Annotated in this window: 16 protein-coding genes; 5 read left to right on the forward strand and 11 right to left on the reverse strand. The window is 60.8% G+C overall.

The window, feature by feature from the left end; genetic code table 11:
* Positions 1-66 precede the first annotated feature (66 nt).
* A complete protein-coding gene (locus tag HW556_RS06430) occupies positions 67-1,044 on the forward strand; it encodes a GDP-mannose 4,6-dehydratase (RefSeq protein WP_176899085.1) in 978 nt (325 codons plus the stop codon).
* A gap of 48 nt (positions 1,045-1,092) precedes the next feature.
* On the opposite strand, the gene HW556_RS06435 is transcribed toward HW556_RS06430, so the two are convergent.
* From HW556_RS06435 to hisG, 10 genes are all read right to left on the reverse strand, one after another.
* Entirely contained in the window at positions 1,093-1,785 is a 693-nt protein-coding gene (locus tag HW556_RS06435; RefSeq protein WP_176899087.1) for a lipid-A-disaccharide synthase N-terminal domain-containing protein, read from the reverse strand.
* A gap of 17 nt (positions 1,786-1,802) precedes the next feature.
* Complete coding sequence (locus HW556_RS06440; protein WP_176899089.1) at positions 1,803-2,594, reverse strand: glycosyltransferase; 792 nt, start codon at positions 2,592-2,594, stop codon at positions 1,803-1,805.
* Positions 2,595-2,700: 106 nt separating this feature from the next.
* Positions 2,701-3,339, reverse strand: a complete 639-nt coding sequence (gene hisIE / locus HW556_RS06445) for a bifunctional phosphoribosyl-AMP cyclohydrolase/phosphoribosyl-ATP diphosphatase HisIE (RefSeq protein ID WP_176899091.1) — start codon at positions 3,337-3,339, stop codon at positions 2,701-2,703.
* A gap of 340 nt (positions 3,340-3,679) precedes the next feature.
* Positions 3,680-4,438: an imidazole glycerol phosphate synthase subunit HisF gene (gene hisF / locus HW556_RS06450; RefSeq protein ID WP_176899093.1), complete on the reverse strand. Its 759-nt coding sequence runs from the start codon at positions 4,436-4,438 to the stop codon at positions 3,680-3,682.
* A gap of 67 nt (positions 4,439-4,505) precedes the next feature.
* A complete protein-coding gene (gene hisA / locus HW556_RS06455; protein WP_176899096.1) occupies positions 4,506-5,222 on the reverse strand; it encodes a 1-(5-phosphoribosyl)-5-[(5-phosphoribosylamino)methylideneamino]imidazole-4-carboxamide isomerase in 717 nt (238 codons plus the stop codon).
* Positions 5,223-5,291: 69 nt separating this feature from the next.
* Positions 5,292-5,885, reverse strand: a complete 594-nt coding sequence (hisH, locus tag HW556_RS06460) for an imidazole glycerol phosphate synthase subunit HisH (RefSeq protein ID WP_176899098.1) — start codon at positions 5,883-5,885, stop codon at positions 5,292-5,294.
* Between the two features lie 222 nt (positions 5,886-6,107).
* The gene (gene hisB, locus HW556_RS06465) at positions 6,108-7,226 is read right to left on the reverse strand and encodes a bifunctional histidinol-phosphatase/imidazoleglycerol-phosphate dehydratase HisB (RefSeq protein WP_176899100.1); all 1,119 of its coding nucleotides are present in this window, start codon (positions 7,224-7,226) and stop codon (positions 6,108-6,110) included.
* A 145-nt stretch (positions 7,227-7,371) separates the two neighbouring features.
* The gene (gene hisC, locus HW556_RS06470) at positions 7,372-8,424 is read right to left on the reverse strand and encodes a histidinol-phosphate transaminase (protein WP_176899102.1); all 1,053 of its coding nucleotides are present in this window, start codon (positions 8,422-8,424) and stop codon (positions 7,372-7,374) included.
* 105 nt (positions 8,425-8,529) lie between these two features.
* Entirely contained in the window at positions 8,530-9,840 is a 1,311-nt protein-coding gene (gene hisD, locus HW556_RS06475) for a histidinol dehydrogenase (protein WP_176899104.1), read from the reverse strand.
* A gap of 89 nt (positions 9,841-9,929) precedes the next feature.
* A complete protein-coding gene (hisG, locus tag HW556_RS06480; protein ID WP_176899106.1) occupies positions 9,930-10,781 on the reverse strand; it encodes an ATP phosphoribosyltransferase in 852 nt (283 codons plus the stop codon).
* 567 nt (positions 10,782-11,348) lie between these two features.
* Here hisG and HW556_RS06485 point away from each other — a divergent pair.
* From HW556_RS06485 to HW556_RS06500, 4 genes are all read left to right on the forward strand, one after another.
* Positions 11,349-12,338, forward strand: coding sequence for a DUF2911 domain-containing protein (locus HW556_RS06485; RefSeq protein ID WP_176899108.1), 990 nt, complete (start codon positions 11,349-11,351; stop codon positions 12,336-12,338).
* A gap of 130 nt (positions 12,339-12,468) precedes the next feature.
* Positions 12,469-13,698 carry a PQQ-dependent sugar dehydrogenase gene (locus HW556_RS06490; RefSeq protein WP_176899110.1) on the forward strand — a complete coding sequence of 410 codons (1,230 nt, stop codon included), beginning with the start codon at positions 12,469-12,471 and terminating at the stop codon, positions 13,696-13,698.
* A 130-nt stretch (positions 13,699-13,828) separates the two neighbouring features.
* Positions 13,829-14,398, forward strand: coding sequence for a Crp/Fnr family transcriptional regulator (locus tag HW556_RS06495; RefSeq protein WP_176899112.1), 570 nt, complete (start codon positions 13,829-13,831; stop codon positions 14,396-14,398).
* Positions 14,399-14,481: 83 nt separating this feature from the next.
* Positions 14,482-15,297 carry a sterol desaturase family protein gene (locus tag HW556_RS06500; protein ID WP_246289546.1) on the forward strand — a complete coding sequence of 272 codons (816 nt, stop codon included), beginning with the start codon at positions 14,482-14,484 and terminating at the stop codon, positions 15,295-15,297.
* A gap of 147 nt (positions 15,298-15,444) precedes the next feature.
* On the opposite strand, the gene HW556_RS06505 is transcribed toward HW556_RS06500, so the two are convergent.
* Positions 15,445-18,018: a TonB-dependent receptor gene (locus tag HW556_RS06505; RefSeq protein WP_176899114.1), complete on the reverse strand. Its 2,574-nt coding sequence runs from the start codon at positions 18,016-18,018 to the stop codon at positions 15,445-15,447.

Below are 18,018 nucleotides of genomic sequence, written 5' to 3' on the forward strand. Positions count from 1 at the left end.
GAAATCGAACTACATTTGCTCAGTTGCCCTTACGGGCTCCGATTGACCTTTCCTCTGCCTATTTTCATGGCTTCAATTCTGATTACGGGCTGCGCGGGCTTTATCGGCTCACACCTGGCCGAGCGCCTGCTCCACAAAGGCCACCGCGTTATCGGCCTCGACAACTTCGACCCCTTCTATGACCGCGCCCTGAAAGAGCGCAACCTGACGGTCTGCCGAGCTCACCCCCGCTTCAGCTTCCACGAAACCGACCTGCGCCGCGGCACCGACGCGCTGGTAGACGCCCTGCCTGCCGACCCGGTAGACGTTGTGGTGCACCTGGCCGCCAAGGCCGGCGTAGGCCCCTCGGTGCAAGAACCCGCCGCCTACCTCGACAATAACGTACTCGGCACGGCGCACCTGCTGGAGTGGATGCGCCAGCGCGACATTACCAAGCTGTTTTTCTCCTCCTCCTCCTCGGTGTATGGCAACACTCGCGAACAGCCCTTCCGCGAGAACATGAACCTGCTGGCCAGCTGCATTTCACCCTACGCGGCTTCCAAGCTCAGCGGCGAACAGCTTACGGCCACCTACCATCACCTACACGGATTCGATGTACTCAATGCCCGCTTCTTTACCGTGTATGGCCCCCGGCAGCGGCCCGACCTGGCCATCCACAAGTTCGTGCGGCTGCTACGCGCCGGGGAAGCAATTCCGGTATTCGGCGACGGCAGCACGGCCCGCGACTACACCTTTGTGCTTGATACCGTGGATGGCATTGCCCGGGGCGTGGAGTACTTGCTGGAGCACCACGGCGTGTACGAAACCCTGAACCTGGGCAATCATCAGCCCGTGCCACTGCTAGACCTTATTGCCGCCGTGGGCCGGGCCGTAGGCACAGAGCCGCGCCTGGAGTTCCGCCCCATGCAGCCCGGCGACGTAGACACAACCTGCGCCGACATCAGCAAAGCCCGGCAGCTGCTAGGATATGCTCCACAAACCAACCTAAACGAAGGCCTCAAGGCTTTTGTGGACTGGCTGGCAGAACAGCCCCTAGACCTTTAACAATACGACGTAGGGGCAAGCCCCACCCCTACGCCGTTCGGCATGAACCTAGTGGCCTAGTGGCGGTGGAGTCTCGGAAGGGACGCTGAATGGGACCGACTCCTGCCGGCGCAACAGCACAATATTGCGGGCATATACCACCGCGCCGAAGATGTTGCCAATAAACAGCACCAGGTCGCGGCGCAGTACGGCATAGGCCAGAATCAGCAGCGAGCCGACCAGGCTAATAACCCAGAAGCTCAGCGGCAGGCTAGACTCGCCCCGGCGCTCGGAGTAAATCCACTGATACACGAAGCGCAGCAGGAAAATGGCCTGGCCCACGGTGCCCAGCACCAGCAGCCCGCCGGGAATTTCAGTGCCCAACATGGCCCGCAGGCTGAAATGACGGTTACCGGCCACAAACCAGCTCATCAGCGCCACCGGTAGCACATAGGCCGCCGACCGGAACCAGACGTTTAGCTTGTCCCACTCGCCCAGCAGTTGCAGATTCCGCACATAAATGGCGTAGCTGATGAGCTGGGCTCCCAAAATCACCGGGTCGTGGCGCAGCAGGCCGTACACCAGCATCAGAAACGACGAAACCAGGCTGATTTGCCAAAACAGCGTGGGCACCAGCACCCGCTTGGCCCGCTCGCTCTGAATCCATTGCAGCACGATGCGGCTGGAAAACAACAGCTGCGACACCAGCCCGATAACCAGCGCCACGTTGGCCGTCGTCAGCAGCGTCTGGATCTTCAGCATCCCCACCTCCGGCTTGCTTAGTAGTTAGTGCCTGACTGCCCCACTGAGGCCGGGGCAGCCGGAGCGCCGACGTGCTGCTCCCCTATTTCATAGTTCTTCCAGCGCGAGCGAATCCAGCGGAAGCCGAACGTGTCGACCAGTGGTTTCCAGGCCCGGTTCCAGAGGTTGTACTTGGCCGTGCCCGCGAAGCGCGGGAAGTGGCGCACCGGCAGCTGCTTCACGCGGCCACCCTGCAACTGAACCAGCGCCCCCAGAAAGCGGTGCATCCCGTGGAATAGCGGCAGCCGGCGGGCATAGTCGGTCTTGATAATTTTCAGCGGGCAGCCCGTATCCTGAATTCCGTCGTTGATGAGCGTGCGACGCACGCCGTTGGCTACTTTAGAAGAAAGCTTCTTCACGAACGTATCCTGGCGCTTGGCCCGGATGCCGTTCACCATATCAAACTCAGGAAAGAACTCGAAGAAGCCCATAAAGTCAAGCGGCGTGGTCTGGATATCGGAGTCGATGTAGCCGATGAGCGTGGTGCGGGCGTGGTCAACACCGGCCTTGATGGCCGTACTCAGCCCCCGGTTCTGGCTCAGGCTGATAAACTCATAGCCCGACTTGCTACTACACACTTCCCGCAGCAGCGCCAAGGAACCGTCGGTCGAACCGTCGTTCACGAAAAGCACCGTAGTGGGCACCGGCGTCTGGGCCAGAAACTTGTCCATCTCCACCACAAACTGCCCCAGACTCTCCTCCTCATTATACACGGGCACGAGCACCGTCAGGCTTTGCTCGGACAGATAGGCGGAATTGGAAGCGGACATAGAGCGACTGAGAAGAGGAGCCGCAAGGTACGGAAGGTCCCCCGAAAGGTATTTTGGTTACGTAACTGTGACCTATTGGATAAGGCAGTTTACTCAGGTGATGAACTTACTCCCGGCGCACGCCTCCGGAAATGGTGCTGTGCCGCTCGCGTAGCACCTCCACCACGTCTTCCAGCGACAGACCCGAAGCCGTCAGCAGGACCACCAAATGGTACAACAGGTCGGCGGCCTCACCTTTGAGGCCCGCCACATTACCGCCCACCGCGTCGATAACAGTCTCCACGGCCTCCTCTCCTACTTTCTGGGCGATTTTGGGCATTCCCTTGCGGAAAAGCGAGGCGGTGTACGAGTTGGGATCCTCGTCGGGAAACTGATGGCGACGCTGCACCAGCCGTTCCAATTCCGCAATGAAACCCACGGCCGGGGCCGGGTAGACAGTCTGGTTGGGCTGCTCGAAGCAGCTGGTGGTGCCGCGGTGGCAGGTGGGGCCGTCGGGAATGGCGCGGATGAGCAGCGCGTCCTGGTCGCAGTCCTCGTGCTCGCTCACTACGGTGAGGTAGTTGCCGGAGGTTTCGCCTTTGGTCCAGAGGCGCTGCTTGGAACGCGAGAAGAACGTGACACGGCCCGTTTCGCGGGTTACGCGCTGCGCTTCCTCGTTCTGGTAGCCCAGCATCAGCACCTGGCCCGTGGCAGCATCCTGCACAATTACGGGAATCAGCCCATCGGGCATTTTGGCAAAGTCCATTTGGTGTTGGTTAAGTTACCCGAACGCTGTCCGCGTAAATTTTTACAAATTCTCGCGCCTCGCGCAGGTTCTCTGGATACCGCACATAACTCCGAACTTCATCAGAGGGCAAAGGCGATACATGTTGGTAGAAGAATCCATGCTGAACTAAGAATTCAGCCACCTTCCACTTGGCAGAATCTTGTTTTTTAGGCGGGCGAAAACGATGCGCAAGCACTACTATCCCCTTCCCGCAATTAGGGCACACAATAGGTCCAACTAATCCAAATGGAGTGTTGAAAGCTTTTTTGCAAGGAAAACAAACGTGTTTGGCTCCCATATCTGTTTAAGTATTGAATTTCTATAGTCGCATCGGAATACCATCCTGGCGCAGATGTTCTTTCAGCTCGCGGATACCTATTTCGCCGAAGTGAAATATGCTGGCGGCCAAACCGGCGTCGGCCTGGGCCTGCTGAAACACGTTGGTGAAGTCCTGCTTGGAGCCGGCCCCGCCCGAGGCGATAACCGGGATGGTTACGGCCCGGCTTACGGCCCCGGTGATGTCGAGGGCAAAGCCATCCTTGGTGCCGTCGTTGCTCATGGAAGTCAGCAGGATTTCACCTGCCCCCCGGTCGGCGGCCTCGCGGCACCAGTCCACGGCGTTGCGCCCGGTGTTGTTGGTGCCGGCGCGGGTGTACACCTGCCAGCCGTCGGCGGCGTTATAACGGGCATCGGCGGCCACTACAATGCACTGGCTGCCGAAGCGGGCGGCCAATTCGTTGATGAGCTCGGGTCGGGCCAACCCGGCCGAGTTGATGCTCACCTTGTCGGCCCCATTCATCAGCAGCGCCTCCACATCAGCTATTGACCCAATGCCACCGCCCACCGTGAACGGAATGTCCAGCTCGCGGGCCACGTCGCGCACCAGCGCTATCAGCGTGGCCCGCTTTTGGTTGGTGGCCGTGATGTCGAGAAACACCAGTTCGTCGGCGCCTTCGCGGGCGTAGCGGGCGGCCAGCGCCACCGGGTCACCGGCGTCGCGCAGCCCCTCAAATTGCACGCCCTTTACGGTGCGGCCATCCTTAATATCGAGGCAGGGAATGATTCGTTTGGTCAGCATCTGCTTTTACTTTTTTAATGGGTTGTTGTTGGTTTGTGGGTGATAACCACCGACCAACAACCGACACCTACAGCCAGGGCCGCAGTTGCTCCAGCGTAATGGTGCCCTCGTAGATGGCCTTGCCGATAATAGCCCCGTGCATCCCAATGGCAGCCAGCGCCTCCACATCGGCAATGGTCGTGACGCCCCCACTGGCAATAAGTTCGGCGGCGGGAAGCTGCTGGCGAAGTTCCGTGTACGTGGCCAACGAAGGTCCCTGAAGCTTACCGTCCTTGCTCACATCGGTGCAAATAAAGGTGGTGGCACCGGCAGTGAGGTAGTTCTCCACGAACTCGCGTAGGGTCCGCTCGCTTTGCTCGGCCCAGGCATTGATGGAAATGTGGTTGTCGCGGTAGTCGGCCCCGATGATGATGCGGTTGGCTCCGAACGTAGTCAGCCAGCCGCTAACTGTATCAGGTTCGCGCACGGCAATGCTGCCGGCTGTAATCTGCCGGGCACCCGCGTCGAAGGCGGCGCGCACGGCCTCCTCGCTCTGCAGGCCGCCACCGAAGTCAATATGCAGGCTGGTATGGCGGGCAATCCGTTCGAGCACCGGCAGGTTCACTGGCTGCTTGGCGCGGGCCCCATCCAGGTCGACGAGGTGCAGGCGCTTGACGCCGGCGGCTTCGAAACGCTGGGCTACAGCCAGCGGGTCGGAGTCGTAGGTGGTTTGCTGAGAAAAGTCGCCCTCCGTCAGGCGCACGCACTGGCCGTTGATGAGGTCGATGGCGGGAATGATTTCCATTGGTTGGTTATCAGATGCTGGTTGTCAGTTATAGGACGGTCATGCTGCGCTTGGCGAAGCATGACACTCTTACAGCTTCAGGAAGTTTTCCAGAATGCGGGTGCCTACGGGGCCGCTCTTTTCGGTGTGGAACTGCACGGCGTAGAAGTTCTCGTGCTGCACCGCGGCACTGAAGGGCGCGGGATATTCGGCTTCAGCAATCGTGTAGTCGCCTACCGGGGCATAATAGCTATGCACGAAGTACACGAAGTCTGCGGCCTGCAGGCCTTCGAACAACGGGCTGCGCAACTGCTGCAGGTTGTTCCAGCCCATATGCGGGATTTTGTGCTCCGGACCGGCGGCCGTGAAGCGCACCACATCAAAGGGCAGAATACCCAGCATGTCGGTGCCGCCGCCTTCCTCGGTGTGCCGGCCCAGCAATTGCATACCCAGGCAGATGCCGAGGAAGGGTTGTGTCAGCGTCGGCAGCAACTCGTGCAGGCCCTGGGCCCGCAACTCCCGCATGGCCGAAGCAGCTTCACCTTCCCCAGGAAACAGCACCTTGTCAGCCCGGCGCAGCACGTCGTGGTCGGCCGTGAGGGTGGCCTGCACTCCCAGGCGTTCCAGGGCAAACAGGACCGACTGCACGTTGCCTCCTTTGTAATCAACTACGGCTATTTCCATTTGAATACTCTTAATTGAAAACTCAGCTTATTCATTTGTTTAACATTTGTATAAAAAAATATTCGCCTTTGTTTGCCCATTCTGAATTCAGCTATTGAAGCAATTTCGCCAGGATCATCACTCAATGGATTCGAGAGGAGAGGCTCTTTGCTTACGGTGCCATGTAATGGGGTTACACGTGCCGGTCAGTAGCATACCCATTTGTTTATACAAATGGGTATGCTACAAAATACCCTTGGTACTCGGTATTTCCATACGGCCCGCATCACGAACCAGCGCCATTTTGATGGCTTTGGCTACGGCCTTGAATATGGCTTCAATCTTATGGTGCTCGTTCTGCCCCTCGGCTTTAATGTTGAGGTTGCAGCGGGCCGCATCGGCGAAGCTCTTGAAGAAATGGTAGAACATTTCGCAGGGCATATCCCCTATTTTCTCCCGCTTGAACTCGGCATCCCACACCAGCCAGGGCCGGCCCGAGAAGTCGATGGCGGCTTGGGCCAGCACGTCATCCATGGGTAGCAGGAAGCCGTAGCGAGCCAGCCCGCGCTTGTCGCCCAGCGCCTGGTTGAAGGCTTCGCCCAAGGCAATAGCCGCGTCCTCGATGGTATGGTGTTCGTCGATGTGCAGGTCACCCTGCACATCAATTTTCATATCGACGCCCGAGTGCTTGCTGAGCTGATCGAGCATGTGGTCGAAGAAGCCCAGGCCGGTATGCATCTGGGGCCGGCCCTGGCCATCGAGGTTGAGCTCAATGCGGATTTTGGTTTCGTTCGTGTCGCGCTGCACCACGGCGGTGCGGGCGGGGAGACGCAGGAACTGGTAGATTTTCTCCCAGCTCATCGTCGTGAGGGCGGCGCGCTCGTCGCCCCCCTCCCCTTCCTCCGGCTGCAGCAGGATAGACTGGCAGCCCAGGTTCTGGGCCAACTCCACGTCGGTCAGCCGGTCGCCGATAACGAAAGAGCCCGGCAGGTCGTAGCCGCTGGCTTCGCCCAGATACTGCTGCAACATGCCGGTGCCCGGCTTGCGGGTGGGCAGGTTGTCGTGGGGGAAGCTCCGGTCGATGTGCTCGCGCACAAACTCCACGCCTTCCGAGCGCAGCACGTCGAGCATCATCGTGTGGGCTGGCCAGAAGGTATCTTCCGGATAGCTGGCGGTGCCTAGGCCATCCTGGTTGCTCACCAGCACCAGCTCGTAATCCAGCTCGCGGGCAATGCGCGCGAGGCCGCTAATAGCGCCGGGCACAAACTGGAATTTCTCCCGCGTCAGCGCATCTACCTGAAAATCCGTCGGCGGCTCGATAAGGATGGTCCCGTCGCGGTCGATAAAGAGTACTTTTTTCATGGGTGGTTTGAGATTGTCATGCTGAGCAAAGGCGCAGGCGCAGCATCTCTACTGTAATACGAATCCTACTGACTGCAACGAAGCGGTAGAGATGCTTCGACTACGGCTGCGCCTTCGCTCAGCATGACGTGCTTATTATACGTTGTTACTCCGCAAACTCCCCCAGCGCCCACAGCAACTGCTCGTTCTCGGCGGGCGTGCCCACGGTGAGGCGGAGCGTGCCGGCACAGCCGGGCTGGGTGGTGCGGTTGCGCACGATGATGCCCCGGGCTACCAGGAAATTGTAGAGAGCCGTGGCGTCGGGCCTGAAACGCACCAGCAGGAAGTTGGCATCCGACGGAAACACCTCGGCCACGATGTCCAGCGCAGGCAGCCGCTCGGCCAGCCAGTCGCGGCCCACCAGCAACTGCCGGCGCAGCTGCTCGGCGCGGGGCGCGTCGTGCAGGGCAGCCAGCGCGTGCTGCTGCGTGGCTTCCGACACGTTGTAAGGGGGCTTGATTTTGTTGAGGTACCCGATGACTTCCGGCGAGGCGAAGGCCATACCCAGCCGCAGACCAGCCAAACCCCAGGCCTTGGAGAAGGTCTGCAGCACCACCAGGTTCGGAAACTCGGCGAGGCGGGTCGTCCAGCTCGGCGCTTCGGCGAAGTCAGCGTAAGCCTCATCCACCACTACCAGTCCACCGAAACCCCGCAGAATCTGCTCGATGCACTCGGTGTGCAGCAGGTTGCCGGTGGGGTTGTTGGGCGAGCACAGCCACACCAGCTTCGCCTTCGAAGCCAACACCCCAGCCACGATTTCGGGCGAGAGCTGAAAATCGGCCGTGAGTTGCAGGCGCTCCACAGTCACGTCGTTCAGGTTGGCGGCCACCTCGTACATGCCGTAAGTGGGCGGCAGGATAAGCAAGCTGTCCTGGCCGGGCACGCAGGTCAGGCGCACCAGCAGGTCGATGGCCTCATCGGAACCGTTGCCGAGGAAAATCTGCGCTGGGCTCACTCCTTTTAGCTTCGCCAACTCGGCTTTAACGGCCCGCTGCTGCGGGTCGGGGTAACGGTTGAACCGCTCGGGGCCGGCGCTGCCGAGGCTGTTCTCGTTGGCGTCGAGCATCACCTGGGCCTCGCCCTGAAATTCGTCGCGGGCCGAGGAGTAAGGTTTCATGTCCCGCAGGTTGGGCCGCACGAGGCTATCAAGGTTGAACATAAATCTCAGATTTTGCGAATTTTTCAGCTGATTACGCTGATTCATTATACGGTTGAACGTCATGCTTCATCTGGCGGCGTCCGCTTACCGAAGCACGATTGTCTATTACTCCTGCTCCCCGCCGGCCAACGCCTCCAGCCGGAGCGTGACGGCGCGGGCGTGGGCACGCAGACCCTCGGCTTCGGCCATCGTTTCCACCACGGGCCCCACGTTGCGCAAGCCTTCGGGAGTCAGGCGCTGGAAGGTAATTTTCTTGAAGAACGAGTCGAGCGAAACACCGCTGTAGTTGCGGGCGTAGCCGTTGGTGGGCAGCGTGTGGTTGGTACCCGAGGCGTAGTCGCCTACGGCTTCGGGCGTGAGGTGGCCCAGAAACACCGAACCGGCGTTGGTGACGCCCGCGGCCAGCGGCTCGGGGTTTTCCACAGCCAGAATCAAGTGTTCCGGGGCGTACTCGTTCGAGAAATCCAGCATTTCCTGGGCATCGCGCAGCAGAATGGCCCGGCTTTCCGTCAGGGCCTGAGCGGCCACTTCGGCCCGGGGCAGTTCGCGCAGCTGGCGTTCCACTTCGGCTTTGGTTTGCTCCAGTATATATAAGGAGTCGGAGAGCAGAATAACCTGCGAATCGGGTCCGTGCTCGGCCTGGCTGAGCAGGTCGGCCGCCACGAAGGCGGGATTAGCTGAGGCGTCGGCCATCACCAGCACTTCCGAGGGACCAGCCGGCATATCAATGGCCACGCCGTAGCGGGTGGACAGTTGCTTGGCGGCCGTTACGTAACGGTTGCCGGGACCGAAAATCTTGTCTACGGCCGGCACCGATTCGGTACCACCGCTGAGCGCAGCCACGGCTTGGGCTCCGCCGGCTTTTACTATCGTATCAATACCGAGCAGCTGGGCCGTGAACAGGATAACCGGGTTCACCGCGCCATCCTTCTGGGGCGGCGTGCAAAGCACAATGTTCGGGCAGCCCGCCAGCTTAGCCGGCACGCCCAGCATCAGCAGCGTACTAAACAGCGGCGCCGTGCCGCCCGGAATGTAGAGGCCTACCCGCTGCACAGGCACCGCCCGCCGCCAGCAGAGTACGCCCGGCATGGTTTCTACCCGCTCCTCAGCTGGCACCTGGGCTTCGTGGAAGCGCAGAATATTGGCGTGAGCCTGCCGGATGGCCGCCTGGAGCGCGGCCGGAACCTGGGCTTCGGCGGCGGCCAGCTCCTGGGCCGAAACGCGCAGACCGCCCGCGGCAGGCAAATCGGCCCCATCGAACTGTTGGGCATAATCGAGCAGGGCCGCGTCGCCGCGTTGGCGCACGTCCTCAAAAATCTGCTGCACGCGCTGGGCTACATCGGCGCCCTGCTGCTGGGCTGCCCGCTGCTGCAACCCGGCCCACTCTGCCCGCAAAGGATATTGAATGAGATTCATTTGGGATAGTGCTTGGTGCTTAGTTGGTAGTGCTTAGTGTAATCCTAGCTCCTATTGCCAAGCACTAGGCACTACCAACTAAGCACTAATCAGGAAATCATTTTCTCAATCGGGAGAACCAGGATGCCTTCGGCGCCGACGGCCTTGAGCTGGCTGGTAATATGCCAGAAATCGTCCTCGTTTACCACCGACTGCACCGACACCCAGCCTTCTTCGGCCAGCGGGGTAATGGTGGGCGACTTAATACCGGGCAGCAATTGCTTCACTGCATCCAGGGCCGCGACGGGCGCGTTCAGTATGATGTACTTGTTGCGGCGGGCGCGGCGCACGGCCTGCATCCGAAACATCAGCTGCTCGAGCAACTCCTTCTTCTCGGCGTTCAGGTTTTGGTTGGCGATGAGCACGGCTTCGGAGCGGAACACGGTTTCCACTTCCCGCAGACCGTTGCCAAGCAGCGTCGAGCCACTGCTCACGATGTCGCAGATGGCCTCGGCCAGCCCGATGCTGGGGGCAATTTCCACCGAGCCGCTGATGGTGTGCAGGTGGGCCTGCACGCCCTGCCCGGCCAGATAATCGCCCAGGATTTTAGGGTACGAGGTGGCAATGCTCACGCCCTGCAGACTATGGATGGAGTCGTAAGCAGCGGCGCGGGGCACGGCCAGGCTCAGGCGGCACTTGCTGAAACCCAGGCCTTCCACTTCCAGCTCCGGAAAGCCGGCCTCTACCAGCACGTTCTGGCCCACAATACCCAGATCGGCCACGCCGTCCTGCACATAACCGGGAATGTCGTCGTCGCGCAGGTACAGGATTTCGAGCGGGAAGTTGGTGGCTTCGGTTTTGAGCTTGTTGGAAGCCGCGAGGAAGCTGATACCGCACTCCCGAATCAGGTTCAGGGAGTCTTCGCTTAAGCGGCCGGATTTCTGGATAGCCAGACGGAGCATTCTTTTTGTATTAAGTAGTAAGAATCAGGAACTGGCCATTCGGGCTCAATTGACGATTCGAGAAGATTTGACGGCTGGCCCGATTGGCCGAAACGGCGGTGGGCATGTTCTGAAGAAAGAGGCAGGGCGACCCATAACGGTTGGCGATGGTCAGAAGCCGGCCGGACCCCCGTTTTTCCGGGGGCCGGGGAGCCTGATACGGCTCGCCCAACGGGTCAATATGATGCGTTCATTCCTCTAGAAAGAGGAATGGTACCCGTGATGATGCCAAGTGGCAGACTCAGACGCGCCGGCCCCGGCCGGGCGGCCCGCTACGGGGGCAGCCGGGTGGCTTAGGGCAGTAAAACGAGGCGCGGAGAAAATCATAAGGGCTAAGTAGCGGGGCAAATGTACGAGCAGACCAATAGGATGAAAACTTTTCCCCAAAAAAATTATCAAAAAACCGGGAACTTCACGTTTCCTGTAACAGGTCGACCTACTTTTGGCACCATTGTTACTGCATAACCGGCGGTGCGGTCGTCGTGCCGGCTATGTTACAGTTTCCTGCCCCGCTTTGTTTTCTGGCTTATGTCTATTGCCTGCTCTTTCACTCTTCGTTTCGGACTCCTGCTTGCCCTGAGCACCGGTAGCTCGCTGGCGGCCCACGCCCAGACAATACCGGCTCCTGCGCCCGCATCAGCAGCTACCCCGCCCCCCCTGACTGGCAAACCGGCACCTGCTGCGCTGCCGCCGCCCAGTACGGGCGTGCCGACGGGCATCGAGCTGTTGCTGCCCCAGGCCAGCCCTCGGGCCCTGGTAGCCCAGGCCGTGGGCCTTACCGACGTGACGGTGGAATACCATTCGCCCTCGGTACGTAGCCGCACTGTGTGGGGCGGGCTGGTGCCTTACGAGCAGGTGTGGCGCGCCGGAGCCAACGAAAACACGCTTATCCGTTTCTCAACCCCAGTGCTGCTGAATGGGCAGAGCGTGCCCGCCGGCCAGTACTCCTACTACGTAATTCCGCACCAGGACCGCGACTGGGAAGTGGCGCTCAACCGCGTAACCACCCACTGGGGAACCGATGGCTACGACCCGCAGCAGGACGTCATCCGGGTACCGGTCCAGACCGAGCAGGCCCAATTTCAGGAAAGCCTGCTGTATTGGTTTTCCAATGTGCGGCCCAACGGTGCCCACCTTAACCTAACCTGGGAGAAGCGTACTGTGGTGCTGCTGTTCGAGGTAGAAGTACACAAACAGGTGCTGGCTGGCGTCGAGCGGGCGCTGCTGCAACAGCCCAACAACTGGGAGCTGCTGGCCCAGGCCGCCGACTACCTCGTGCAGAACAACCTGCAGCCCGAGCGGGCCCTAACCTGGATCAACGAGTCAATTCGGCTGCAGAGCGAGGTGAGCAACAACTGGATCAAGGCCCGTTTACTGGCCCAGCAGCAGGACTACGGCACGGCCATCGTGTACGCCCGCAAGGCCATCAAAATGGGCGACAAAGACGATGAGGCGTTCAAATCTCGCCTGCCCAACATGCGTCTTTCCCTCACTGAGTGGCAGGCCCGCGCATACTAAATTTTGGCAAGGGTAAGCGCATTGGGGGCAAGCCCGATCCAGGACAAGCGGGCCGGAGAATGCGCATGGGGCCACAACCCGGCCAGCCGAAAATGAGTTGTAAAGAGGCAACTACCTTATTTCGGCTCCCATGACCAAATTCGCTTTTTTACTGACCACGGCGCTGGCCACTAGCCTGACGGCCGCCGCCCAGAACGATTACCAGAAGTCGGTGGAGGCTTCCTATGAAGGCCATATCTTCAAGCCCAAGCAGGTGGATGCCACCGACGACCGCGTGGCCCAACTGAAGGTGCCGGCCGGCTTCGCTATCACCAAGTTTGCCGAGAAACTCGACAAGCCCCGGATGCTGGCCGTAGCCCCCAACGGCGACGTGTATGTGTCGAACCGCGACAAAGGCACCATCACGCTGCTGCGCGACACCAACCAGGACGGCCGCGCCGACCAGACCCGCCAGGTAGCCCAGGCCGAGCACCTGCACGGGCTGGCCATTCGCGACGGCAAGCTCTACGCCTCGGCCATCCGGGAGCTGTACGTGGCTGATATCCGGCCCGATGGGACGCTCAGTCCGCTCAAGCGCCTTTACAACGACCTGCCCGACGCCGGCCAGCATCCCAATCGCACCCTCAATTTTGCTCCCGACGGCACGCTCTACCTCTCGGTAGGCAGCACCTGCAACGCCTGCGACGAGGGCAACAAGGAAAACGCCACCCTGCTGCAAGTGAAGCCCGACGGTTCGGGCCGCTCCGTGTACGCCCAGGGCCTGCGCAACACCATTGGCTTCGGCTGGCACCCGCGCACCGGGCAGCTGTTCGGCTTCGACCACGGCATCGACTGGCTGGGCGATGAGCAGCAGCAAGAGGAGTTGAATGAAATCAAGCCGGGCGGCAACTACGGCTGGCCCTTCGTGTTCGAGAATGGCAAGGCCAACCTGGCCGACGAGCCGCCCGGGGGCCAGACCCACGCGGAGTACGCGGCCAAAACAACCAATCCCAAACTGCTTTACAAGGCCCACTCGGCTCCGCTGGGCATGGTGTTTTACAACGGTCAGCAGTTCCCGAAAGAGTACCAGAACGACGCCATCGTAACCATGCACGGCTCCTGGAACCGCGCCGAGCCTTCGGGCTACAAGCTGGTACGGGTGCATTTCAACGAACAGGGCCAGCCCGAGAAGTTCGAGGATTTCGTGACCGGCTGGTTGGTGAACGACAACCAGGAGCAGTTCGGCCGCGTGTGCGGCATTGCCCAGCACGCCGACGGCTCGCTGCTGGTGTCGGACGACGCCAACGGCGTCGTGTACCGGGTAGCGTATACCGGCAGCGGCAAACCCGCACCCGCTGGCAAAGCCCGGAAACGCGGCTAACCACGCCTTTCAATGGGTTACAGCCTCAAAATAAAGCAGCCGGTGCTATATGCAGCGGCTGCATTTTATTTTACCTACCCTATGACTGGCGCTACACGCGCATTGCGCCAGTCCTGCTACCTTGGGCCACATGGACGCTTTGCTGGCGGTTTGCCGCGCTATTCATCCGCTTTCCCCGGGCCTGGAGGCCGAGTTGCGCCGGCTGGCGCGACCCGAAACCGTGGCGGCCCGCACCATGCTGCTCGAACCCGGCAGTGTGGCGCAGCGGCTGTATTTCCTGGAATCGGGCCTGGTAAGAGGGTTTTATCTGAAAGAAGGCAAGGAGGTTACGTCGTGGTTTATGCCGGCGGGCCACTTTGTTATTTCGATTCTGAGCTTCTTTTCGCGCCGGCCTTCCCACGAGTACCTGCAGGCGCTGGCCGAGTGCCGGGGTTGGTCGCTCACCCACGAGCAGGTGCAGGCGTTGTACCGGCAGTTTCCTGAGTTCAATTTAATTGGCCGGGTGCTCACCGAGCGCTACTACGTGCTCAGCGAGCAGCGCGCCCTCGACCTGCGCATGCTGCCCGCCGCCGAACGCTACGCTCGGATGCTACACGACTTTCCCGACCTCGCCCAACAGGTACCGCTACACATGCTGGCCTCTCACCTCGGCATTACCCCCGAAACCCTGAGCCGCCTACGCGCCCGCCGTTCCGGCTAATTACGATCTTGACAAATGTCAAGGGTTAAGGGTGGCGCGGACCGCACCTTTGGAGCATGGTTTTACCCCTTAACCCTGCTCCTATGAATCCGTTGTTTTCACCGCCGCTGCTGCTAAGCTGCGACTTTGTCCTTAGTCTATCCAACCTGCTCCAATGGGGTGCCCCACCCATGCTGGTCGTTATTTTCGCGGCCTTTGCGTTCTGCTTTGTGCTGGAGCGCGTGGTGCCGGGCTGGAAGCTGCCGCGGGTAGCCACCTGGCCTTTCCGAGTGCTGGTCATTAACGGCGCTCAGCTGCTGGTTGTAGTGGTGGCGGGCCTTACCTGGGAGAAGTGGTTTTCGGCCTACTCGCTGCTGCACGTTTCGCGCCATCTGGGGCCAGTGGCCGGCGGGCTGCTGGCCTACGTGGTAGCCACGTTCATTTTCTACTGGTGGCACCGCTGGCGCCACACCCAGGACTTTCTGTGGCTGCACTTTCACCAGATTCATCACAGCCCCCGCCGCCTTGAAGTCATCACGTCCTTCTACAAGCACCCACTCGAAATGACCGTCAATTCGCTGCTGGGCGGGCTGCTGGTGTTCACCGTGCTAGGCCTGAGCCCGGCGGCCGGGGCCGTGTACACGCTTTGCACAGCGCTGGGCGAATTCTTCTACCACACCAATGTGCGCACGCCCCGCTGGGTAGGCTACATCTTACAGCGCCCCGAAATGCACCGCGTCCATCATCAGTACCAGCAGCACAGCCACAACTACGGCGACCTAGTGGTCTGGGACTACCTCTTCGGCACCTACCGCAACCCCGTCACCTTTGAGGCCACCTGCGGCTTCGACCCCGAAATGGAGGAACGCCTCACCGATATGCTACGCTTCAAAGATGTGCATGCCGAAAATCAGAAGTGAGATAGTGAGTTGTGTTTAAGAGCTTGATAGCACGTCATGCTGAGCGAAGCCGAAGCATCTCTACCGCAATAGCAACCATATACCATTGCGGTAGAGATGCTTCGGCTTCGCTCAGCATGACGTGCTATTGACTACTGGCACCTACCGCTAAAAACGGGCAATTACCCGCAGGTTTACCAAGCGGTTCGAGAGGAAGTTAGGTACGCTGTAGGTGAGGCCGTTGAGGTCCTGCACGTAATTATAGCCGGCCAGATTACTGGCTCCCAGCACGTTGAGCACTTCCAGGCTCAGCCACAGCGTTTGCAGCTGTACGCTGCGGCCACGGGCAGCCAACTCGGCCTCGGTGCGCAGGCTTACTACTTTGGTGAAGCCCAGATCGGCCCGCCGGTAGGCCCGGGTGAGCTTACTGGTGCCCCGCAAATCGGGCGCGTCGGGGGGACTGAAGGGCAGGCCGGTGCCAAACACGAAGTTCACGTAGCCCTTCACCGAGGGGTCGTTGGGCAGGTTGTCCTGCAGGAAAATTCCCAGGTTCAGGCGCTGATCAGAAGGCCGGCGGATATAGCCCTTGGACTGGCGGCCGATAACCTGACCCTCGGAATCGAAGACATTGAGCGAGTCGCCGACCAGGTTTTCGCGGGTCGAGAGCACGCCCAGGCTAAACCACGATTCGGTGCCGGGGATGAACTCGCCGCTCACCCGCGCATCGAAGCCGGCGGCGTAAGCCTTGGCGTTGTTGTTGGCCTGATAGCGCAGGCGCACGTTGTCGATGTCGTAGGGCACCACATCGGTGAGGTACTTGTAGTAGGCCTCGCCGGTGAACCGAAACGGCCGGCCCCAGCTCTGAAAACGCAGCTCGTTGCCCACAATAAAGTGTAACGAGCGTTGGGCCCGCAGGTCGAGGTTGAGCGCGCCCTCCTGGTTTTGCGGGGCCCCGGACTGAAAGCGCAGCTCGCGGTAGAAGGGCGGCTGCACGTACACGCCGGCCGCCGCTTTCCAGGCCAGCCGCGGGTTACGGGCACTTCGGAAGGCGTACTGTACCCGCGGGCTGAGCGTGGTCTGCCCATTCACGGTCCAGTAGTTGAGGCGGGCGCCGTAGGTGAGCGTGCGCAGCGAATCGAAGCGAATGGTGTGCTGGGCGTAGCCTTGGGTGCGGGTACTGTTCAGGCTAAGGTCGGAGCGCAGGCGGGTACGGCGGAAGTCGGGTACGAAGTCAGCCGAATCGACGAAGCTGTACTCGTTTAACTCGTCGTTTATTTGCTCGCGGCCGGCCTTCAGGCCCCAGCGCACGGTGTGGCGCAGGCCCGGCGTCCAGGTGCCGCGGGTTTCGAGTGAGGCAACCCGGGCTTCGAGCGAGTTGCGCGAGTTCTTGAAAAGCGAGCCTATGCCCCGCCGGTTGCGGTCGGCCCCAAAGTCGGGCGAGTTTGGGTCGCGGTTGATTTCGGCAATAAAATAAGCTGCTTCCACGTCGCGGTACTCAAACTCGCGCGAGTAAAGCAGCCCTCCCAGCAGCTCCAGGCGCAGGTTGGTCCGCAACTGGTGGCTCAGGCTCAGCCCGCCCTGGTAGGTATCATACTGCATCCGCTCCCGCCCCGAGTAGTCGATGATAAGGCGCGAAAACTGGTTGACGCCGGTACTGAACGTGCTTTCGCCACTTTCGGGGTTGAAGCGAAAATCGTTGTGAGCAAAGGTATTCAGGACGCTTACCGTAGTGCGGTCGAGGTTGTCTTTGGGGCCCAGGGCCAGCGTAATCAGGCTCTGGCCGTCGTAAAAGGTGGGGTTGTAGCCGCCCTGCTGCTGCTGGAGCGAGTTGAAAACGTAGGTGGCGTTTTTGTAGCGCACCCCGGCCAGGTAACTAACGCGGCGGTTGGGCGAGGCGGCCTCTACGTGGGCCGTGCCACCTACCAAACTAGCCGTAGCAGAAGCCCCGAACTTGAGGGGGCGCTTGTACTCAATGTTGAGCACCGACGAGAGCTTGTCGCCGAACTTGGGCTGCCAGCCCCCGCTCGAAAACTCAATCGTGTTCACCAGATCGGGGTTTACGAAGCTCAAACCCTCCTGCTGGGCCGTGGTTACCAGAAACGGCCGGTACACCTCGAAGCCGTTGACGTAAATCAGGTTTTCCTCGTAGTTGCCGCCCCGCACCGAATACGTGCTGGTCAGCTCGTTGGTGCTGGTTACGCCGGGCAGCGTTTTGAGGATGGCCGAAAAGTCGCCGAAGGGCGAAGGAATTTCCTTGGCCGCCCGCGGCTCCAGCTGCATAATGCTTACCTGCTCGCGGGTATCGGTGCCATCCTGGCGGCCGCGCACGGTTACGTTGTCGAGGGCCCGGCCATCATCGGCCAGCACCAGCCGGAGCTCCGGGTTCTGGGCCAGGTCGAGTTTCAGGCGTTCGAGGCGGTAGCCAAGGCGGCGCAGTACCAGCACCGGAGCCGCGCCACCGGCCGCCGGCCGCGCTACGCTCAGCGAAAAGCGGCCTTGGGCATTGGTGCTGGTGCTGCCCGTCTGGCCCTCCACGCCTACTGTCACGTCTTCCAGGGGCCGGCCGCTGCCGTCGCGCACTACGCCGGTTACCGGCACGCGGCTGGTTTGAGCCAGCGCCGGCGTGGCCAGGCCGGCCAGCAGCAACAGCGCGGCAGTGCCCGGGCGGGCGGCGGGCGCCGTTAGCAGCCGAAGCCACAAACGAGTCGGAACGCAGAAGGAAGCGCGGAAATCAGGCAGCAT

Origin of the sequence: Hymenobacter terrestris, assembly GCF_013377905.1 — a bacterium.
Classification (GTDB): domain Bacteria; phylum Bacteroidota; class Bacteroidia; order Cytophagales; family Hymenobacteraceae; genus Hymenobacter; species Hymenobacter terrestris.

Coding starts and splice junctions, on each gene's coding strand:
- HW556_RS06430 (WP_176899085.1), top strand. CDS start 67: ATGGCTTCAATTCTGATTACGGGCTGCGCGGGCTTTATCGGCTCACAC.
- HW556_RS06435 (WP_176899087.1), bottom strand. CDS start 1,785: ATGCTGAAGATCCAGACGCTGCTGACGACGGCCAACGTGGCGCTGGTT.
- HW556_RS06440 (WP_176899089.1), bottom strand. CDS start 2,594: ATGTCCGCTTCCAATTCCGCCTATCTGTCCGAGCAAAGCCTGACGGTG.
- hisIE (WP_176899091.1), bottom strand. CDS start 3,339: ATGGACTTTGCCAAAATGCCCGATGGGCTGATTCCCGTAATTGTGCAG.
- hisF (WP_176899093.1), bottom strand. CDS start 4,438: ATGCTGACCAAACGAATCATTCCCTGCCTCGATATTAAGGATGGCCGC.
- hisA (WP_176899096.1), bottom strand. CDS start 5,222: ATGGAAATCATTCCCGCCATCGACCTCATCAACGGCCAGTGCGTGCGC.
- hisH (WP_176899098.1), bottom strand. CDS start 5,885: ATGGAAATAGCCGTAGTTGATTACAAAGGAGGCAACGTGCAGTCGGTC.
- hisB (WP_176899100.1), bottom strand. CDS start 7,226: ATGAAAAAAGTACTCTTTATCGACCGCGACGGGACCATCCTTATCGAG.
- hisC (WP_176899102.1), bottom strand. CDS start 8,424: ATGTTCAACCTTGATAGCCTCGTGCGGCCCAACCTGCGGGACATGAAA.
- hisD (WP_176899104.1), bottom strand. CDS start 9,840: ATGAATCTCATTCAATATCCTTTGCGGGCAGAGTGGGCCGGGTTGCAG.
- hisG (WP_176899106.1), bottom strand. CDS start 10,781: ATGCTCCGTCTGGCTATCCAGAAATCCGGCCGCTTAAGCGAAGACTCC.
- HW556_RS06485 (WP_176899108.1), top strand. CDS start 11,349: ATGTCTATTGCCTGCTCTTTCACTCTTCGTTTCGGACTCCTGCTTGCC.
- HW556_RS06490 (WP_176899110.1), top strand. CDS start 12,469: ATGACCAAATTCGCTTTTTTACTGACCACGGCGCTGGCCACTAGCCTG.
- HW556_RS06495 (WP_176899112.1), top strand. CDS start 13,829: ATGGACGCTTTGCTGGCGGTTTGCCGCGCTATTCATCCGCTTTCCCCG.
- HW556_RS06500 (WP_246289546.1), top strand. CDS start 14,482: ATGAATCCGTTGTTTTCACCGCCGCTGCTGCTAAGCTGCGACTTTGTC.
- HW556_RS06505 (WP_176899114.1), bottom strand. CDS start 18,018: ATGCTGCCTGATTTCCGCGCTTCCTTCTGCGTTCCGACTCGTTTGTGG.